This window comes from Paenibacillus andongensis, from assembly GCF_025369935.1.
GTDB lineage: Bacteria > Bacillota > Bacilli > Paenibacillales > NBRC-103111 > Paenibacillus_E > Paenibacillus_E andongensis.
Map to the genome: position 1 here is coordinate 5094112 of NZ_CP104467.1, position 16460 is coordinate 5110571.

The window sequence follows — 16460 nt, forward strand, 5'->3', positions numbered from 1 at the left end:
TTATAAGGATTCGTCGAATTCTGTCGATTTCAGGGGGTCAATTCCGCTGTGTACTATTGGCTTTTGTCCATGGGATTGCGGACCTTTTACTCTCTTTTATTGCATGATAATAAATGCGGCAACGGTAAATAAATCGTACGATATTTACCAGACACAATATGACTAGCCATAATATAAGCGATGGCATCGTCATCCATATTCCTTTCAAAGGGATAACTCTCCCGCCACCTATGAAGGAAACAATAGGGGATAGAAATAAAAGAACAAGTACGGGGAGTAAAGTATTTACCTTCGCGAAGATCAGCTTTCGGCGAACCGCCGTGAGCCGGTTCTTGTTCTTTTTCATCCGGTAGAATGAATACCCTCCCCATAGGATCGTTACCGCCATCAGCAGAATGATCGCGATTTCCATGTTTCGGCCGTTGATGTTAGAAATTTCGGCCTTTCCTCCATCCATGATTTGGGCAATGCCTCTTACAAACGCCGAATAATCAACGAAAGCGTTGATACCTGTGTCGAACATCATGCTGATCCCTAGTCGCTTATCTAAATATACGGTTTCTTCCGCCTTATAAGTCCAAAAAATTCCCGAATGGGAGATTGTCTGGCCCCAAACATTATCATTGGATGCAAGCCACCCCATACCATATGGGGCGTGTTGCCCGGCAGCATGGTATTGTTCCATAAAATTAGGGGATAGAAGCCGAGGATCATACTGCGCACGCATCCATTTTGCCATATCCTCGGCAGTGGAAATCACACCGGCGGGACCATCTATAAACCATAATGGTTCGTCTGTTCTTATCGGCATGCCCAACAATAGATAGTGCCCCTGCGGTATAGCAGAATTCTCGTTGATTTGTTGCGTGGTACTGACACTAAAAGTATTGGTCATCCCCAATGGCGCAAAGACATGATCATGGAGAAATTCAGCAAACTTCTGCCCGCTGATCTGTTCAACAAGCAATGCTAAATATTGGTAGTTTGGGTTGTGGTAGCTATAAGTTTCACCAGGTATATTGGCAAGGTTTACTTGCTCCAACGACTTTTTTATCTCTTGTAATGCTTGAAATTGGTCGGCTTTCGTCATGTCTGGATTCACTTTATCGTTAAGACCGCTTGTCTGATTTAGCAAGTGCCGGACCGTGATGCGGTTGACACGATCGTCCGTGAGCAAGATGTCGGGAAAGTATGAGACATAAGGGGCATCAAGGTCAATCAGTCCCTTATCCGCGAGCTGTAATACGGTCAGTGCCGTCATGGATTTGCTTAAAGAGGCAATTGGAAAGGGCGTCCTGGCGGTTATTTTTCTTCCATCGGAATATGCACCGTAACCTTGCGTATAAAACATATTTTCCCCATAAGCGATTGCAAGAGATGCGCCAGAGATATGGTTGGCTTCCATATTTTTCTTAACATAGTCATCAATTTCGGCCACGATCTCTGTTTTACTTAAGGATTTAACAGCGGCAGAAGGCATTGTGGAAATAAACAACGTCAGAAGCAAGCAGATTAAGCAAGCGGGTATGAACTTATACGTGACAGTCATATTAGCACTCCTTATTTTGAGATAAGGAAATGCTAACCTATAAATATCAACTATTTATCAACATGGCATACAAAGCTGGCTGTTACTTTTCCACCGCTAAGGGAACTGTTTGCCACCTGAAAGCCTCCCTCATGCTTTTCGCACAATGTTTTACAAATGTATAGCCCTAACCCCTGATGCTCGTCCGCTCCCTGCACCTCCCCGCGATAAAATGGGAGAACAGCCTTCCGCAGCTTTTCATCGGAAAACCCATTGCCATCATCGGTGACCGTTATGGAAAAACTACCGTTGTATACTAGGAAATCGACATTCACATGACTAGATGCATAGCGCGCTCCATTGGCGACCATATTTTCAAAAACCAGCATGACGATATCCATGTCGACAGCCAATGTTGTCATATCTGCAACTCTGGATGAGTCGAATGATTTGCCGCTTTGGTCTGCGATCCTGCTGGCGCTGTCATCCAGTAAGGCGATCATTGTGTCGATTTCAATTTCCCTTTTGTTAATCGGCATATCATCCAGCTTCTGAATCGAGTTCATGGCCTCTACATAACGTTCCATACGCAAAATATGGGTTTCCATCGTTTTGATCGTATCTAGAAGTTTTTCCTCGGAAATTCTTTTTTGCGGAAGATAGATAGTTACAAACTCGAAATATCCTTTCATGACAGACAACGGCGTTCGCAAGTCATGGGCAAAAATAGCATTGATCTGATTGCGTTCCTCGACCGATCGCCAGAGGGCTTTAAAATTGCTTTCCAGTTGGCTGCGCATCTTCTCAAAAGCACGGCAAAGCTCACTCATTTCATCCCTGCTGTCATAGGAAACGTGAAAACCTAAATCATTCGAAGAGATTTTCTCCGATGCGCTCATCAAAATTTCCAGAGGTTTTTTCAATTTCAGTTTATAAAAGAGTCCGGCCATCAAAACGATTCCAAATCCTACCGTCAAAAGTATCGCGATAATCTGAGCAGTTAGAACCCATTCGTTTCCTGAAGGATGATCGGCAAAGCGGCGCTTAATCCGATCGGCCCATTCGAACTCGAACACAATGGCTGTTAAAACGGTGACTAAATACGCGCAATTTAATGCGATGAAGGATTGCAGTAGGGTCATATTTTTCAGTTGGAGATAGCTTATTATTTTCGCCATTTATATCCTACACCCCACACGGTTTCTAACCTGTTTTCGCAGCCATGCTCCTTCAATTTATATCGAATGCGCCTAATATGCTCAGCGATGACCGAGCTGCCTCCTTCTTCGTCCGTCCCCCATACTCGTTCATAAATGCGGTCTTTATCAAAAACCATTCCAGGATGTGTGGACAAAAGCTCTATGATATCAAACTCTTTTTTTGCCAATGAAATTTGTAGTTCATTACAGTAAAGTGCTCGCTCTGAATAATCAATGACCAGATCGTCGCTAAACTTTACCAGAGATTTCTTTTGACTCCGCAGTTCTCTGCGTAAATGTGCCTCTACTCTAGCGCCGAGTTCGTGGATGCTGAACGGCTTTTGAATATAATCATCTCCTCCAGCCTGAAAACCGGATATTTTATCCGCATCCTCTACACGAGCGGTAAGAAATAATATAGGACAAGACACATAACTCCGGATCTTCCTGCATATGTCGAGACCATTCATCTCAGGCATATTGATATCCAGCAAAACAATGTCCGGTTGCTTCTCTACTTGCCGCAAGGTCTCATTGCCATCCTTTGCCGTCAAAACGAGATACCCGTTAACTTCAAAATAATCCGCCAGCATTTTTCGAAGATCAGCTTCATCATCAATTATCAATATTTTTTTCATTTTTACTGGCCTTCTTCCCGAATATTTACTCCCACATTCGAACGAGGACTCCTCGGCTTCCCCCTCTCAAGAGTGAGGCGTTCAGCTATCGTTCCGTTAATTAATCAGTTGTCATCAAATAATATTGAGTTTCTCAAACTCCTCTTTGGTTTGTCCATACACGTACTCGTTGTGATGCTTGCCCATAGTAAAAATCATTTCTCTGAGTACCCCTTCTTGAACGAATCCAAGATGCTCCTGCAAAGCACGTGACCCCTCATTGAAGGCATAAACATAAGCATTTACCTTACGGTACCGTAATTCTTCAAAGTAATAACGAAGCAATATCCTTGTTGCGTCAGAGGCATATCCTTTTCGCCAATGTTTACGGAAGATAGCTACACCATATTTAAAGGTACCATTACGTGTGTCACAACTGCTTGCCGTTATACTTCCAACAAGAGTTCCATCGAGTGCTTCAATTGCAAGAAATACATTATCGCCTTCGGAAGATTTAGATGATGTATGTTCCGCCCACGACTTTGTTCCATCTTCAGATCTCGGAAAATGTATAAAATCGCACAGTCTTGCACCTTCCGAATCTTGGTCATTCTCATGAAATGCTTTCCAGTCCGATGGCATCACAGGGCGTAATCTGACTTTTGAACCAGACCAAATATTACTCAGCATTTTATATTCCCCTTCATAGGCTTTTAACCTAATTTTACTATCCTTGCACGGAGAAAATCCCATTTTAATTAAACTATCCTGAGCGTTACTTAATCAAATAAGAAAAACGGCTTACGCCGTCCTTGAATACGAGGGTCTATAAAGTTGACGCAAGGCAAGATGCGCTTAAGACGTATAGGCTTTAAACATCCGCTTACTTACGTGTTGTTGTATTTTATTGCCTACTTGTCCCCTCCTTCTCCCGCGAGGCAAGCTCCTTCTCTATCGTTTCTCGTTTGTTAGTCCTCAAATTTTTTAATGAAATTTTTTTGGTCCTTTGTAAATATATAGCCTCGTCGTTCGTAGAATCGGTGAGCATGTACTCGACTTGGGTGGGATAACAGTTTCATCCCAGAAAATCCATTGTCCTTTCCCCACTGTTCAAGACGCTCAATCAACATGCTGCCCTTACCTTGATTTCTATAAATTTTTTTAACAACAAATCCCAAGACATTTACTAAAGAGTCGGAAAAAAGTAATTCGTACGGGCTTCCATGAATGTATCCTATTACCTCGTTGTTTTGTTCGTAAACAAAAATGATATCTTTAGTATTCTTTGAAATGATTTCAATCTTCTCTTTTACTTTCTCTTTAGAAAATACATTCAGATTTGGGTTAAAATCTTGATTCAACAAATAAATATCGTGATAATCAGTTACCCTAATTTCCCTGACATTGGTTTCTCTCATAATTGAATGCCTCAATTCATTGTCCATTTTAGACGTTAATCGCAAATAAGCGGACTTCTTCATCTGTACCCGCATAACGGATCATGCTTTCAAAATGCAACCCCAGTTTTTCTAATAGTTTGGCCGACGCATGATTATCTTCAGAGGTAATAGCCACAATGCGTTTTAGCTCTAATACTGATTGTGCATAACTCATCACTTCGGAAGCAGCCTCAAAGGCGTATCCTTTCCCCCAGAACTTAGGAAGAAAAGCAAATCCAATATCTGCATCTTCTAAGAAATCTCTTTTAACCAATCCGCAGATGCCGATCGGAATGCCTCCATCCTTCAGCTCCGTCAAATAAAATCCGAAACCCAAACGGGCATACATGTCTAGAGCTCCTTTTAACATATAGTCCCGTGCGTCATCGATGTTTCTCACGCCTCTATCGCCTATGTACTGGATCCAAGAAGGATCGTTCATTAGCTCAAGGATAAAAGCCGCATCCTCAATGGTTTGGTGACGAAGAATTAGCCGTTCTGTTTCTAGTACTTTCATTGTAGATGCCCCCAAACGCTTAAAATAGAATATGTATAATTATAACAAAGAAAGAGCACCCCCGTACCACAAGAGTGCTCTTTCATTCGTAGCCGACAAAACCAGTCGCCGAAAACAATAGAGATAATGCTTTCTTAAGATAAAGGAAGAATCAGACCATCTGCATTCATAATGGTTAGAATGATGATTAGCGCAGTAAAAACGATGGCCGGTGCTGTTTTGCTGATTGGATCTTTGACCCTGAAATGCGCGAGACACGCCAATAACATAGTGACTCCAAGCCAAATGCCAGCCCATGCAACCGCCCCTACATACCAGTAGCCGATGATGAGTAATGCTGCTCCGACTAACTGGACGATACCTGTGACGACACGAAACCACTGTGGTAGCCCAAGATTCTTGAAAATATCAACCCAGTATTTGGCCCCTGCGATCTTGGCGCCTCCTGAAAAGGCATAGTATAAAACTAGCAGACTTTGAAGTACGATGGAAAATACAGTCATATGGATTTCCTCCCTAATTGATTACTGGCGACCTTTTGTAAGGATTCGGAACGTGATGCCGAATTTATCCGTAACATTGCCATAAGCGGGGCTGAAGAAACTAGCTTGAAGCGGATTGTTCACTTGACCATCTTCCTTCAATGCTTCAAAATATTGGGTAGCTTTATCTTTATCGTTGGTTTGAACAACTATGGTGATTTGTGTTCCCTTCTCGTAGGTGCTTCCTGTGATATGATCGGTAATCTGTAGTTCCGAATCGCCGATTTTCAAGATAGCGTAATTAACCCAGTCCTTCTTTTCCGGAGGCAGTGGAGCTTTGGGATCTTCCGGCATGTCACCGAATCGCAGCATATAGGCGACCTTGGCATCCAGTGCCTTTACGTAAAAATCTATTGCTTCCTGGGCACTTCCATTCATTTCAAGAAAAGGTATCAAACAAGTACTCACAATAAACAACTCCTTAGTTTAAATGTTCTTTCAGGGGCACCCCGGTATTCTTCCTATGATCCGGTTTCCCTTGTCACTTACTATGTCGTAAGTCAGCGAGGAAACGTGACGGATACGGGTGAAATTTTTTTAGGATGAGTAAAATGCAGATTTCGTACATCTCCCTGTCACGTTTGCCCAGTTTCGTACGACATATAAGTAAAAAGGAACCGAAGGAAGGAATATGATATATGAACGATCATGAATGGCTTGTGGAACAATTCGAGGCGCATCGAAATCACCTGCAAAAGGTGTCTTACCGGATGCTCGGATCTTTAAGCGAAGCGGATGATGCTGTACAGGAGTCATGGATTCGTCTTAGCCGCACCGATACTAGAGAGGTCGAGAATATGGGGGGTTGGCTGACAACGATAGTCTCTAGGGTGTGTCTGGATCTGCTGCGAAATCGTAAATCGCGGCGTGAGGAGCTTACGCTGGTGGATGTACCTGAACCGGTTAATAGCCGTCAGGACGAAAGCAATCCTGAGCACGAAACATTGTTGGCCGACTCTGTTGGTCTTGCGATGCTGATGGTCCTTGGAAATTTGAATCCCGCCGAACGCATCTCATTCGTATTGCACGATATTTTCGCCTTATCTTTCTCGGAGATCGCCCCGATTATAGGGCGTAACGAAGTTGCAGCCAGACAACTTGCAAGCCGTGCACGCCGTCGGGTTCAGGGAGCGAAAGCGACTGCGGATTCAGAGGATTTCAAGCGAAAACGGGAGCTTGTAGATGCTTTCCTAGCTGCGTCGCGTTCTGGAGATTTTGAGAAGCTTCTTGCGGTATTAGATCCCGATGTTGTGCTCCGACAAGACCCTGCGTTTCCTCCGGTCGCAGCATGGCCAGTTGTTCACGGTGCGGAAGCTGTGGCCAAGGGCTTCGCTGGTCGCGCTCAGGGTGCACGGCCGGTGCTCGTGAACGGATCTGTAGGCGTGGTTGTTGCTCCTCGCGGTCAAATGCTTTTCGTACTCGAACTCAAAATTGTGAATGGCAAGATCACCGAGATCGACATGATTGCCGATCAAGCGCGCGTTCGCCAGCTCGACTTAGCAGAAATGAAGGATTGATGGGTCAGATTCAAAGAGCTACAATAACATTAAATATGAATACAAAGCACAAAAACGCACTGTCTTCGACAATGCGTTTTTGTGCTTTGTTGAAGATCATGTCTTTACTGCTTTTTCCATCTGAAACAGCCAAAGGTGTATTGCCTAAAGTAACTCATAACCAGGAATAGCACTCATACAATTTGTTCTCACTCTCAGTAGGATTCAGTTTTCTCACGAATGCTCACTTATTCGCAGGATCTCACCTTTGCCAGCTATGCGGAAGTGTAGCTAATGTTTTAGCATTTCGGAATTGTAGCCGGGGCTAAGGTTGTTATATCTGTTGAATAGCGGTTCCCACGGTGCGATGACAGCTGTTACCACTTTATGGATGAAAATCGGATCGTTCAATGCAATTTGCTCCGCCTCACTATCATTTCTCGTAATCTCTTGAATTGAGTTCATTGGCTATTCAAAATTAACTTCCTTATCTAAAATTATTTCTTTTGGCGGGTTTTCCATTGGAATAGCATAGGGTTTTAAAGCAAAACTTATTTCGCTAATATTATTCGGTAGTTGCGGGGTGACCAGATAGCGTACTTGTGCTTGTCCGCCACCGCCATGAGAACCATTTCTGCGAACTTGGTACTCTTTGCTCCCTTTCACTTCTAAAAGCAATTGTGGACGAATATGACCAATATGTTCGCCATTTTCGAGAAGCTTTATTTCAAGAAATATAATGCTTCCATTTTTATGTTGCATCGAATGTGTTAATTGGTACTCAAAATCATCAACGATGGATTTCTGCATAATTGGAATTACACTAAGTAGTTCCCCTGGTTCATCAGGCATTACAGAATAGCTACCTTCATTAAGGCTATGGATTAACCAATTAATTTGCGGTATATCCATTTCGTAACTTGACGCCCACTCTTGTATAATTTCCTTCGATGGGAAGAATCTTTTACCTTTAGCAAGACTTTTCCGCTCCTTTAAAAGTCTTATTAGACTTTCGTCAATAGATCTAAATTCCTCGTTATATTCGTTTAGCATCGGTTTAAATTCACTCCAAGCCATGTAAGTCTCATTCCTCCCTAGGGGACGTGATAGTTCTTGCCCGAGTTTCATCACAATTCGAACACTAATAATATTAACACATATTGGAAGTATGCTGCCCGTTAGTTGCATTCCAACTCATTATTCAACTAGTATCGCATAGTCATGATTGAACAGGGAATGTGAAATCCCTTGACATCAGAATGCTTTATAGTAATATAGAAATAATCGAATATGTTGAATTTTCTTATCAAGAGTAGGTGGAGGGACTAGCCCGATGAAACCCGGCAACCGACATACCTTTGTCAAACAAAGGAGTGCACGGTGCTAATTCTTGCGGAAACGCTGCTAAGTGAATCCGGGAGATAAGAGCGAGGATATGACTTTGAATTTATGACCTTTCTCTGACTCCAGAGAAGGTCATTTTTGCTTTCATGAACTAACTAAATTTGTGTAAAGGAGGGACAGGATGCCGATCACGACTCCTGACAATATTACTATGGATGAAGCTGTCGAGTATCACCAGGATATTCATCCCCTTCGTATTACTTTGCTAAATTTGGAAAAAACGGCGATTGGTCTTTCTTTTGAAAGTTTGCAGCAGTGTAAGATTACCCGAATAGAATGTTTTCGATTTGACAGTGAGCTTGCAGAAAAGCTGAAACTTGGTCATGGGACAGATGATTTCTGCGGGATAATTGCAATCTCTACAAATACGGGAGCAGTTGGCTTAAGGAAATTTGCGATCCCTTGTAAAAGCCTGAAGTTCGATTTGACTATGTGGGCTGCTCTTTTTCAGCGAATCAAGGGTCTGACCTTGATGGAGAGCATGAACTACGCACTACTAAAGCAAGAGGCATGGGGACCCGTGAGATTCGAATTAATTGAGTCAGTATTAGTGGAACTAATTGGACAACTTGCATTAAAAAACTACGAGGATCAAAGATACTTCTGGGATCGAGCATACTTATTTGATCATACGCAAGCGTACATCTCTTTTTAAGAGATTGTGGTACGAAGCTCAAGGAGTAGCTTTCGAGGCTGCTGCTCCTTGTTTGTTTTCCTTTAACTTACGAGATAAACCAGAACGGGATAACCCCAGAAGTAATCTTCATATTTGAGGTATGAATACCATTCGCATTCAATATATTTGGGGTCATATCCATTCACCGTCATTCGGAATAACGACTTTATTGAGTAAATTTTTTGAGGATAATTTACTGCGTAGCATCTCGCGTGTTATAAGGCAATGATTGATCGTATCCATATGAACAGCAACTACACGAGTATATGGCGCGTATGCGATAAGCTCGAATACGTCATCTTCATCCATCGTAATCGCATCGCCGTTCACGAATCTTGCCCCTCCAGCGTTGATAATTGTCATATTGGGTTTATAGGTAACAAGTGCGGTCCTCACATCCTCACACCAGATCGTATCTCCCGCGATATACAGTGTGGGCTCCCCCTGTGCCTGAAAGACAAAGCCGGATACCTGCCCCATTTTCTGACCAATTTCACCAGTTCCATGCTGGCCACCCGTACGATGAATGGTTATTCCCTGGAAGTTCACGGAGGTTTGAATCTCCGTTATATCTGTAAATCCAGAAGAGCTGATAGCATCCCTATCACCATGCTGGCATAATATTGCCGACGACTTGGGTAGCATCCGTGTTGCCGTTTCGTCCCAGTGGTCGCGGTGCAAATGCGTTACGAGGACAGCTTTCGGAGCGAGCCACGCGTCCAGCGCGCCGGGCAATGGGACGAGTGGATTGCGCCGTTCGTTACTAGAATTGGCGATCGGCGGATTGACTCCCTGATCACTGAACATAGGGTCGATTAAGAAGGTTGCTCCTGCATATTCCAACCATAAAGTCGCATGGCGAATGAGTTGAATGTTCATTTAAATACCCCCTGAATGGTTCATTAGTTATAATATTGATGATAGCATCGGCCCAGCGTCAGATACATAACTTCATGAACGTATTCAGTTAGATTTACTTTCACCTTGAAAGGAGAGCATGCCAAATGGCCAATCAATCAATTGACGATATTGACCTGCAGATTTTGCAAGCTTTGCTAAACAACGCGCTCCTCACCCACAAGGAGATCGGAGAGATTGTTCATCTCACTGGACAGGCGGTTGGTGCACGAGTACGCAAACTGCAAGATCTAGGAGTTATCGATGGGTATACGATTCGTTGGAATCCCGAGAGAATCGGGCTCAACGTTCACGCCTTTCTAATCGTGTTCATGAACTCGAATCAAGCGCATCAAGCCTTCCGTAAATTCGTCCATTCGGCCGAGTCCGTGACGGAGGTGCATCGCGTAGGCGGAGAAGGCTGCTATTGGCTATGCATTCGGACCAGCGACGGTTCCGAGTTGAACAAGCTGTTGGAGGAAGTTCTGAAGTACGGAAATTATAAGCTCAGCCTATCAATTGAGAAGATCAAATAGCTCCGTTAGTTCAATTGAATTTTTTTCAATTTGGACCCAATGGTCTGCCTGGCGTTATGAGTCATTCTCATTCCGCTCTTTCGTTTTATGCTTTCTTCATTTTGATTTATTCCTGATGCAAAGTCCATAACGGGGTACGGAATAACCAAAAGCTTCATATCATGACATCAGGCCAAATAATTAGGATGCGGGGTTGGATGGTATGATAGCAAACGAATGGCGGCAACCCGAAGCCGTTGGAAATGTCGGAACGGTATGGCCGCCCGGGATTACCGGTGTCAAGATCTATGGGAGCCTTCCTCCGGGAGTGCATTTTATCGGACCGGTACATGGTTATTTCCATTTTCCAAATCACATGATTGCACCAATGTATCTAGGATTTTCGAGTGTCGGCACGTATCTGTATTATTAGAAATTTGAGGCCGCAAGGCCGCAGAGCCACCGACAACCTCTATTGCACCATCCTGCCCTTTCAATTGAAAAAGAGGAGCTGCATCGACTGCAAGCTCCCCCCGCTATCTATCGTTATCGTTAGGTAATCATTTTAAGCTGTCGAGCCAGTTACTAGCATTTTTTATAAATAAACCCTAAAACATCCGTCCACGTACCCATTCACTTATTTGAAAAGCCACTTCATTTACTCCTGTTTCAGAAGTATCAACGGTCGGCATTGGTGGTGTGTATGCATTGTCAGCATTTTCAAGCAACCATTTGGCAAAGGATTTATGATCTTGAATCATTTCCTCTGACCAGTTCCTTGCACGTAATCGTAATTCACGGGTTTCATCGTCACAATGTAAGTTCAAATAGTAAATATGCTTGAAGTATGGATAATCCTCACACTTTTCAACATCCCAAGGCATCATGGTTCCACATATGATAGATACACGTCCGCTTTCAGCGATATTTCTAGCAACACGAAGCCAAATATTTTGAATTTTGCTCCAATCGTCTCCAACAAATGGATGAATAGCATCAATGTCGAAAATATCAACATCTGGTAATAACCCTCTGAGATCCTTAATAACTGTTGTCTTCCCTGAACCACTTGCACCTGTTACTATAAACAACGGTAATGTTTCGTCCATAATTCTTCCCCCTTGAAATGTTATAAATTATTTTCTACCTTAGGAGAAAAACCAAATATTGTAAAGTGAAAGTTTGAGTTAGCTTGCTACGATATGAGAAAAACGGCTTAAGACGTATAAGTTTTAAACACCGCTTGCTTACGTGTTGTTGCATTTTGTACAACATTTCGCATGCTAATTAGCGTTTTTCGCGTCATTGTTGCATTCCACATACAACAATTTCGGCCAAAATCCGCTCAATCTCACAAAAAAGGGATAAATTGTTGTACATCATACAACATCTGCAGCAAACCCAGAAAAAACCAAGGAAATTGTTGTACATTGTACAACTTGCCTACTTGTTTCCTCCTTTCTCCCGTGAGCCAGAAAACGAAACCACTGGAGAAATTAGTCACTTACCGAATGGCTATGCATATATCCACATCCTCATTCGGCTCGACCAAGTCTGTCGCTAACGCTGCTAATCAGAAGAAAAAACAGCCAATCCATTCTGGACGGCTGCTTTCTCTGCTTGAAGTCTTTCACCTACATTTCATTCCACAATTTCCTTAAGTTATTCATGCCAATCCGTGAACCGATTTCGCAGTCTTCCATCCCTTCGAATTCTACGGTTACATAGCCGTCATAGCCCGAGTTTTTGATCAGTTTTATGATTTCTCTGATCTCGATATCCCCATGGCCAACAATCGCGCCCCGTAAGTAATTGCCGTTTGTAGTCCTGAACCAGTTCCCTTCTCCTGGATCTTGATAGTACGGTCTGAAATAAAAGTCTTTAAAATGGATTAAGGACGCGTAAGGCAGATTTTTGCGAACACCGACAAGCGGGGCTTCGTCCACACACATAAAATTGCCTACATCCAATGTAGTTTTAAAATTATGGCGGTTCACTTCGGCCAGCACACGCTGCACCCGGTCACTTGCCTGCACGGAGAAACCGTGATTTTCAATTGTTGTCGTAATGCCGTAGTTTGCCGCATAGTCGGCAATAATTTGGCTTCCGCGAACGATGAGCGGTAAACTGTTTTCAAAGTACTCGATTGTCATTTTCTCCGGAGGCAGTGTGAAGGCGGTAACATCATGGCGCATATGCCTCATGCCTAATCGATGCACGAGATCAACGTGCTGCTTGACGCGCTCCATCTCCGCTTCGAACTCTTCTTCCGTCTCCTGCACGAAGTTAGCGGGAATGGAATAATTCGATAAGTCGATGCCGAGCGAACTCGCCTTATCCCTGAGTGCATCCGCCAGCTCTAGGTTATCCACAAGCGTATAGCCATAAGGAACGAGCTCCAGATGCTCGCCGCCGTTGTCTTTCACCCATTGAACAACATCCAGAATGGTCATTTTTTCCGACTTCAACGCCGGCAATAAACTATATGAACTAAGCCCGATTTTCATCTTCATACCTCCGAGCATTCATTAATTAGTCCGTTTACCAAGTAAGCGGCAAATTTGCGCACGATCGGTGTCGCTGCGCACGCGGTAAACCGGACTCTCAGTTCGCTTGTCTCTACCGCTGCAAACTTGTCGATTTTTTTGTGGCCGATGGCGCTTCCACTTACAAGCTCCACCCACTCGCCCTTACACTTCGCTTCGAGTACATATTCCCGAACCCGTTCGCCATGTGCGATGTCTTCCATCAATATCACATGGTCGACGGATTGCTCGCCATCCAAATGTAGGGTTACTTCCATGCCTTCCCCAGTTGTGACAGCTAGCGGAGCATCAAACCGGCGACGGATTTCATCGCCCAGTTCGATTACACGCTGCACGTCCACATCCGGCAGTAAACCGCGGTCATCGGGAGCTATATTTAACAGCAGTGTCGCGCCATGCCCCACTGATCGGTAATAAAGATCCATCAAGTGTTCCAAGCTATGGAGGCTGCTCTCGTCATCCGGATGCCAAAACCAGTGACGTTTGCGGATCGGCACATCGCACTCCGCAGGCACCCAAGACGAAGTTCCTTCCATCCAAGTAAGCATGTCGCTTGTGAACATGCTCTCTCTAGCGCTTTCCGCCGTATTCCAGCATGGGTATGGGGCGACGCCGTCTTCGTTTCCAACCCAGCGAATCGTAGGCTGTCCCATATTGAACACCATCGCATCCGGCTGGTACTGGTTAACAAGTCCGATAATTCTTTGCCAGTCGTACTCCCGTCCCTGAGAGCCCGCCCCATCAAACCACACCTCGACAAGCGGGCCGTATTGTGTCAACAGCTCCGTCAGTTGTTCCACATAGAAATCGTCGTATGCCGCTTTGTCCGAATAGCACGGCTCATGGCGGTCCCATGGCGACAAGTACAAACCGAACTGCAAGCCTTCCTCCCGGCAGGCATCGGACACTTCGCGGACAACGTCCCCTTGTCCGTCTTTCCATGGGCTCGACTTGACCGAATAGTCGGTTGTCTTCGTTGGCCATAAGCAGAACCCGTCATGATGCTTAGCCGTCAAAACAAAATATTTAAACCCGGCCTGTTTGGCCGTCCTCACCCACTGGTGCGCATCCAGCTGCGCTGGATTGAACTTCTGCGGTGAGTCCGTGCCCTCTCCCCATTCTTGATCGCAAAACGTGTTCATGCCAAAATGACAAAACATGCCCAACTCCAAGTCCTGCCAGGCCAATTGCTGCAGGGTCGGTTTTGCTAAAACTTCAGTATCCATGACTGAGCCACACTCGCTTTCTTTCAAATATGATCTTCGCTTTATGCTATAGCAGTCAGAAATCGCATAGTTCCGCCATCCGATCAGATCCGAAGGCGGAACATAGTTTGCATTACTTTTTGGCAATTGCCTTTTGATAGATTTCGATATACTTGCCTAACTGCAGGCCGTCAAAACCTTTTACATAGCTATCCCAATCTTTCTCGATGTCTTTGCTGCCCGTAATGAACTGCGCCATGTTCGACTTAATGTAATCGCGAATTGTCGTTTTCAGTTGGGCTGCTACTTCCGCATCTTCCAGTGCGATGAACACGCTGGACGGGTACATTTGCTTCGATTGGAAAGGCTCATATTTCGCCGATTCACGCTTCAGTCGAACTTCGTATGCGCCTTCAGCAAGCGGATCTTGAAGGGCTGCCCACGAATCGCGGTATTGGAACGTACGGAGAGACGGACCGATCTGTTCCCAACCATCGTTGTGCGTCGTTTTAGTATCAGCACTCGGAATAATGGCATATTTCGCCGGCTTGCCATTCATGTCTTGCTCGCCGTCCTTCGCTTTGCGCCATCCTTGGTTCTCCGGCCCGTGCTCCTCAAGTACGATCGCTTCTTCCGTGTACAAGTAATCAGCCAATCGAATTGCGGCAATTTGCTGTTCTTTCGTCGCTTTATTCGTTATCGCCATCTGCGAGCTGCCCACTCCCGCAAAATACCCTGCTTGCTGCACACCATTCGGTCCTTTAAGCGGAGGGACGGTTACATACTCTTTATGGCGCGGATGTTTTTCGTCCGGCGAGTGCGCGTAACTGATCAAAGCAGTCGTTATACCTCCCATCACATTTGCGTCCTGGCGGTTGCCCAACTGCTGAATCGCATCGGAATTTTGCGTAAATGACGCTGGATCGATCAGTCCTTCCTTGTATAACTTGTTCAAATACAACAATCCCTGCTTCCATTCTGCCTTATTTGCGGACAAATCCACTTTGCCATCCTTCAACTGGAGGAACGTGCCGCTGTCTTTGTCAACTTGGTCGTCGATAATGAATGAGTTCATCAAAAAGGAGGCGATGTTGCCTGCCCACATGTCGTCGGAACCCGTAAGCGGAATTTCGTCTTTTTTGCCGTTGCCGTTCGGATCTTTTTCCTTAAACGCTTTTAGCACTTCGTAAAACTCATCCGTCGTTGTCGGCAGTTTTAGCCCCAGCTTATCGATCCATGACTTGTTAATCCAAAGCTTCTGGGCGTAGTTGCAGTGATAGCATTCGTTAATTTGCGGAAGCGCATAAATGTTGCCATCCGGTGCCGTGATGGAGCTCTTCAGATAAGGCAGATCGGCCATCGCTTTCTTGAAGTTCGGCGCGTATTTATCAATCAAATCGTTCAGCGGGATAAACACGCCCTGCTTGCCGTACTTCATCTGCTCATCTTTTGTCAAGGACCCATGTAAAATTACTTCCGGATAATCACCGCTTGCCAGCATGAGCTGTTTGCGGTCGTTAAGCGCTTTGTCAGGTACGAGATCCCATTTAATTTGAATGTTCGTCTTATCCTGAACGTATTTGGTAAATGTATTGGTCTCCATATTCTCGATGCTGGCGAGCTGAGGTGCAAACATTTTAATCGTCATCGGTTTCTTTACGATCGGGTATTGTCCTACAGGTGAGAACACATCAGTCGCGACAGGCGCGCTGGTTGAAGGTGTGTTTGCCGCAGGCGTACCTGATTCTGTGCTGCAAGCGCTCAAAACGAGCGAAAAGCTCAATGCTACCCCCATCGTACCCGTGTAAACATTATTCCATTTTTTCATATTGACGACTCCTCCCATTTTATCGAACCCTGCCATTTGAACCCAAAGGAA

Annotated in this window: 19 protein-coding genes and 1 riboswitch; of the genes, 4 read left to right on the top strand and 15 right to left on the bottom strand. The window is 44.6% G+C overall.

The annotated features are described in order from the left end of the window. Positions 1 to 37 precede the first annotated feature (37 nt). From NYR53_RS23125 to NYR53_RS23160, 8 genes are all read right to left on the bottom strand, one after another. Positions 38 to 1549, bottom strand: a complete 1512-nt coding sequence (locus tag NYR53_RS23125) for a serine hydrolase domain-containing protein (RefSeq protein ID WP_261301501.1) — start codon at positions 1547 to 1549, stop codon at positions 38 to 40. A 50-nt stretch (positions 1550 to 1599) separates the two neighbouring features. After that, on the bottom strand, positions 1600 to 2706 hold the full coding sequence (locus NYR53_RS23130) for a HAMP domain-containing sensor histidine kinase (protein ID WP_261301502.1): 1107 nt from the start codon (positions 2704 to 2706) through the stop codon (positions 1600 to 1602). Next, positions 2694 to 3365 (bottom strand): response regulator transcription factor, encoded by a 672-nt coding sequence (locus NYR53_RS23135; RefSeq protein ID WP_261301503.1) that lies wholly within the window; start codon positions 3363 to 3365, stop codon positions 2694 to 2696. The genes NYR53_RS23130 and NYR53_RS23135 overlap by 13 nt, the downstream gene beginning before the upstream one ends. A gap of 114 nt (positions 3366 to 3479) precedes the next feature. Next, a complete protein-coding gene (locus NYR53_RS23140) occupies positions 3480 to 4034 on the bottom strand; it encodes a GNAT family N-acetyltransferase (protein WP_261301504.1) in 555 nt (184 codons plus the stop codon). Between the two features lie 278 nt (positions 4035 to 4312). Beyond that, complete coding sequence (locus NYR53_RS23145) at positions 4313 to 4762, bottom strand: GNAT family N-acetyltransferase (RefSeq protein WP_261306493.1); 450 nt, start codon at positions 4760 to 4762, stop codon at positions 4313 to 4315. Between the two features lie 28 nt (positions 4763 to 4790). Then, the gene (locus NYR53_RS23150) at positions 4791 to 5300 is read right to left on the bottom strand and encodes a GNAT family N-acetyltransferase (protein WP_261301505.1); all 510 of its coding nucleotides are present in this window, start codon (positions 5298 to 5300) and stop codon (positions 4791 to 4793) included. Between the two features lie 134 nt (positions 5301 to 5434). Beyond that, positions 5435 to 5803: a DoxX family protein gene (locus NYR53_RS23155; RefSeq protein ID WP_261301506.1), complete on the bottom strand. Its 369-nt coding sequence runs from the start codon at positions 5801 to 5803 to the stop codon at positions 5435 to 5437. Between the two features lie 21 nt (positions 5804 to 5824). Next, on the bottom strand, positions 5825 to 6250 hold the full coding sequence (locus NYR53_RS23160) for a VOC family protein (protein ID WP_261301507.1): 426 nt from the start codon (positions 6248 to 6250) through the stop codon (positions 5825 to 5827). A gap of 230 nt (positions 6251 to 6480) precedes the next feature. Between NYR53_RS23160 and NYR53_RS23165 the strand changes: the two genes are divergently transcribed. Then, complete coding sequence (locus NYR53_RS23165; protein WP_261301508.1) at positions 6481 to 7359, top strand: sigma-70 family RNA polymerase sigma factor; 879 nt, start codon at positions 6481 to 6483, stop codon at positions 7357 to 7359. A gap of 270 nt (positions 7360 to 7629) precedes the next feature. On the opposite strand, the gene NYR53_RS23170 is transcribed toward NYR53_RS23165, so the two are convergent. Both NYR53_RS23170 and NYR53_RS23175 read right to left on the bottom strand, forming a co-directional pair. Beyond that, the gene (locus tag NYR53_RS23170) at positions 7630 to 7803 is read right to left on the bottom strand and encodes a hypothetical protein (RefSeq protein ID WP_261301509.1); all 174 of its coding nucleotides are present in this window, start codon (positions 7801 to 7803) and stop codon (positions 7630 to 7632) included. 3 nt (positions 7804 to 7806) lie between these two features. Beyond that, on the bottom strand, positions 7807 to 8415 hold the full coding sequence (locus NYR53_RS23175) for a hypothetical protein (protein WP_261301510.1): 609 nt from the start codon (positions 8413 to 8415) through the stop codon (positions 7807 to 7809). Between the two features lie 223 nt (positions 8416 to 8638). Further along, positions 8639 to 8766, top strand: a riboswitch (SAM riboswitch). Positions 8767 to 8863: 97 nt separating this feature from the next. Between NYR53_RS23175 and NYR53_RS23180 the strand changes: the two genes are divergently transcribed. Further along, positions 8864 to 9397: a hypothetical protein gene (locus tag NYR53_RS23180; RefSeq protein ID WP_261301511.1), complete on the top strand. Its 534-nt coding sequence runs from the start codon at positions 8864 to 8866 to the stop codon at positions 9395 to 9397. 153 nt (positions 9398 to 9550) lie between these two features. Here NYR53_RS23180 and NYR53_RS23185 read toward each other — a convergent pair whose 3' ends face one another. After that, a complete protein-coding gene (locus NYR53_RS23185) occupies positions 9551 to 10297 on the bottom strand; it encodes an MBL fold metallo-hydrolase (protein ID WP_261301512.1) in 747 nt (248 codons plus the stop codon). A 125-nt stretch (positions 10298 to 10422) separates the two neighbouring features. Here NYR53_RS23185 and NYR53_RS23190 point away from each other — a divergent pair, with 125 nt between their 5' ends. Next, positions 10423 to 10851: an Lrp/AsnC family transcriptional regulator gene (locus tag NYR53_RS23190; protein ID WP_261301513.1), complete on the top strand. Its 429-nt coding sequence runs from the start codon at positions 10423 to 10425 to the stop codon at positions 10849 to 10851. Positions 10852 to 11053: 202 nt separating this feature from the next. Continuing rightward, positions 11054 to 11263 (top strand): hypothetical protein, encoded by a 210-nt coding sequence (locus NYR53_RS23195; protein WP_261301514.1) that lies wholly within the window; start codon positions 11054 to 11056, stop codon positions 11261 to 11263. Positions 11264 to 11438: 175 nt separating this feature from the next. Here NYR53_RS23195 and NYR53_RS23200 read toward each other — a convergent pair whose 3' ends face one another. The 4 genes from NYR53_RS23200 to NYR53_RS23215 form a co-directional block, all read right to left on the bottom strand. Then, complete coding sequence (locus tag NYR53_RS23200) at positions 11439 to 11939, bottom strand: AAA family ATPase (RefSeq protein ID WP_261301515.1); 501 nt, start codon at positions 11937 to 11939, stop codon at positions 11439 to 11441. 525 nt (positions 11940 to 12464) lie between these two features. Beyond that, complete coding sequence (locus tag NYR53_RS23205) at positions 12465 to 13337, bottom strand: sugar phosphate isomerase/epimerase family protein (protein ID WP_261301516.1); 873 nt, start codon at positions 13335 to 13337, stop codon at positions 12465 to 12467. A gap of 2 nt (positions 13338 to 13339) precedes the next feature. Further along, the gene (locus tag NYR53_RS23210) at positions 13340 to 14602 is read right to left on the bottom strand and encodes an alpha-L-fucosidase (protein ID WP_261301517.1); all 1263 of its coding nucleotides are present in this window, start codon (positions 14600 to 14602) and stop codon (positions 13340 to 13342) included. Between the two features lie 112 nt (positions 14603 to 14714). Beyond that, complete coding sequence (locus tag NYR53_RS23215; protein ID WP_261301518.1) at positions 14715 to 16409, bottom strand: ABC transporter substrate-binding protein; 1695 nt, start codon at positions 16407 to 16409, stop codon at positions 14715 to 14717. Positions 16410 to 16460 lie beyond the last annotated feature (51 nt).

What these genes read in the sequence shown, in the direction of transcription:
- NYR53_RS23125 (WP_261301501.1), bottom strand. Translation starts at nt 1,549, where the DNA reads ATGACTGTCACGTATAAGTTCATACCCGCTTGCTTAATCTGCTTGCTT.
- NYR53_RS23130 (WP_261301502.1), bottom strand. Translation starts at nt 2,706, where the DNA reads ATGGCGAAAATAATAAGCTATCTCCAACTGAAAAATATGACCCTACTG.
- NYR53_RS23135 (WP_261301503.1), bottom strand. Translation starts at nt 3,365, where the DNA reads ATGAAAAAAATATTGATAATTGATGATGAAGCTGATCTTCGAAAAATG.
- NYR53_RS23140 (WP_261301504.1), bottom strand. Translation starts at nt 4,034, where the DNA reads ATGCTGAGTAATATTTGGTCTGGTTCAAAAGTCAGATTACGCCCTGTG.
- NYR53_RS23145 (WP_261306493.1), bottom strand. Translation starts at nt 4,762, where the DNA reads ATGAGAGAAACCAATGTCAGGGAAATTAGGGTAACTGATTATCACGAT.
- NYR53_RS23150 (WP_261301505.1), bottom strand. Translation starts at nt 5,300, where the DNA reads ATGAAAGTACTAGAAACAGAACGGCTAATTCTTCGTCACCAAACCATT.
- NYR53_RS23155 (WP_261301506.1), bottom strand. Translation starts at nt 5,803, where the DNA reads ATGACTGTATTTTCCATCGTACTTCAAAGTCTGCTAGTTTTATACTAT.
- NYR53_RS23165 (WP_261301508.1), top strand. Translation starts at nt 6,481, where the DNA reads ATGAACGATCATGAATGGCTTGTGGAACAATTCGAGGCGCATCGAAAT.
- NYR53_RS23170 (WP_261301509.1), bottom strand. Translation starts at nt 7,803, where the DNA reads ATGAACTCAATTCAAGAGATTACGAGAAATGATAGTGAGGCGGAGCAA.
- NYR53_RS23175 (WP_261301510.1), bottom strand. Translation starts at nt 8,415, where the DNA reads ATGGCTTGGAGTGAATTTAAACCGATGCTAAACGAATATAACGAGGAA.
- NYR53_RS23180 (WP_261301511.1), top strand. Translation starts at nt 8,864, where the DNA reads ATGCCGATCACGACTCCTGACAATATTACTATGGATGAAGCTGTCGAG.
- NYR53_RS23185 (WP_261301512.1), bottom strand. Translation starts at nt 10,297, where the DNA reads ATGAACATTCAACTCATTCGCCATGCGACTTTATGGTTGGAATATGCA.
- NYR53_RS23190 (WP_261301513.1), top strand. Translation starts at nt 10,423, where the DNA reads ATGGCCAATCAATCAATTGACGATATTGACCTGCAGATTTTGCAAGCT.
- NYR53_RS23195 (WP_261301514.1), top strand. Translation starts at nt 11,054, where the DNA reads ATGATAGCAAACGAATGGCGGCAACCCGAAGCCGTTGGAAATGTCGGA.
- NYR53_RS23200 (WP_261301515.1), bottom strand. Translation starts at nt 11,939, where the DNA reads ATGGACGAAACATTACCGTTGTTTATAGTAACAGGTGCAAGTGGTTCA.
- NYR53_RS23205 (WP_261301516.1), bottom strand. Translation starts at nt 13,337, where the DNA reads ATGAAAATCGGGCTTAGTTCATATAGTTTATTGCCGGCGTTGAAGTCG.
- NYR53_RS23210 (WP_261301517.1), bottom strand. Translation starts at nt 14,602, where the DNA reads ATGGATACTGAAGTTTTAGCAAAACCGACCCTGCAGCAATTGGCCTGG.
- NYR53_RS23215 (WP_261301518.1), bottom strand. Translation starts at nt 16,409, where the DNA reads ATGAAAAAATGGAATAATGTTTACACGGGTACGATGGGGGTAGCATTG.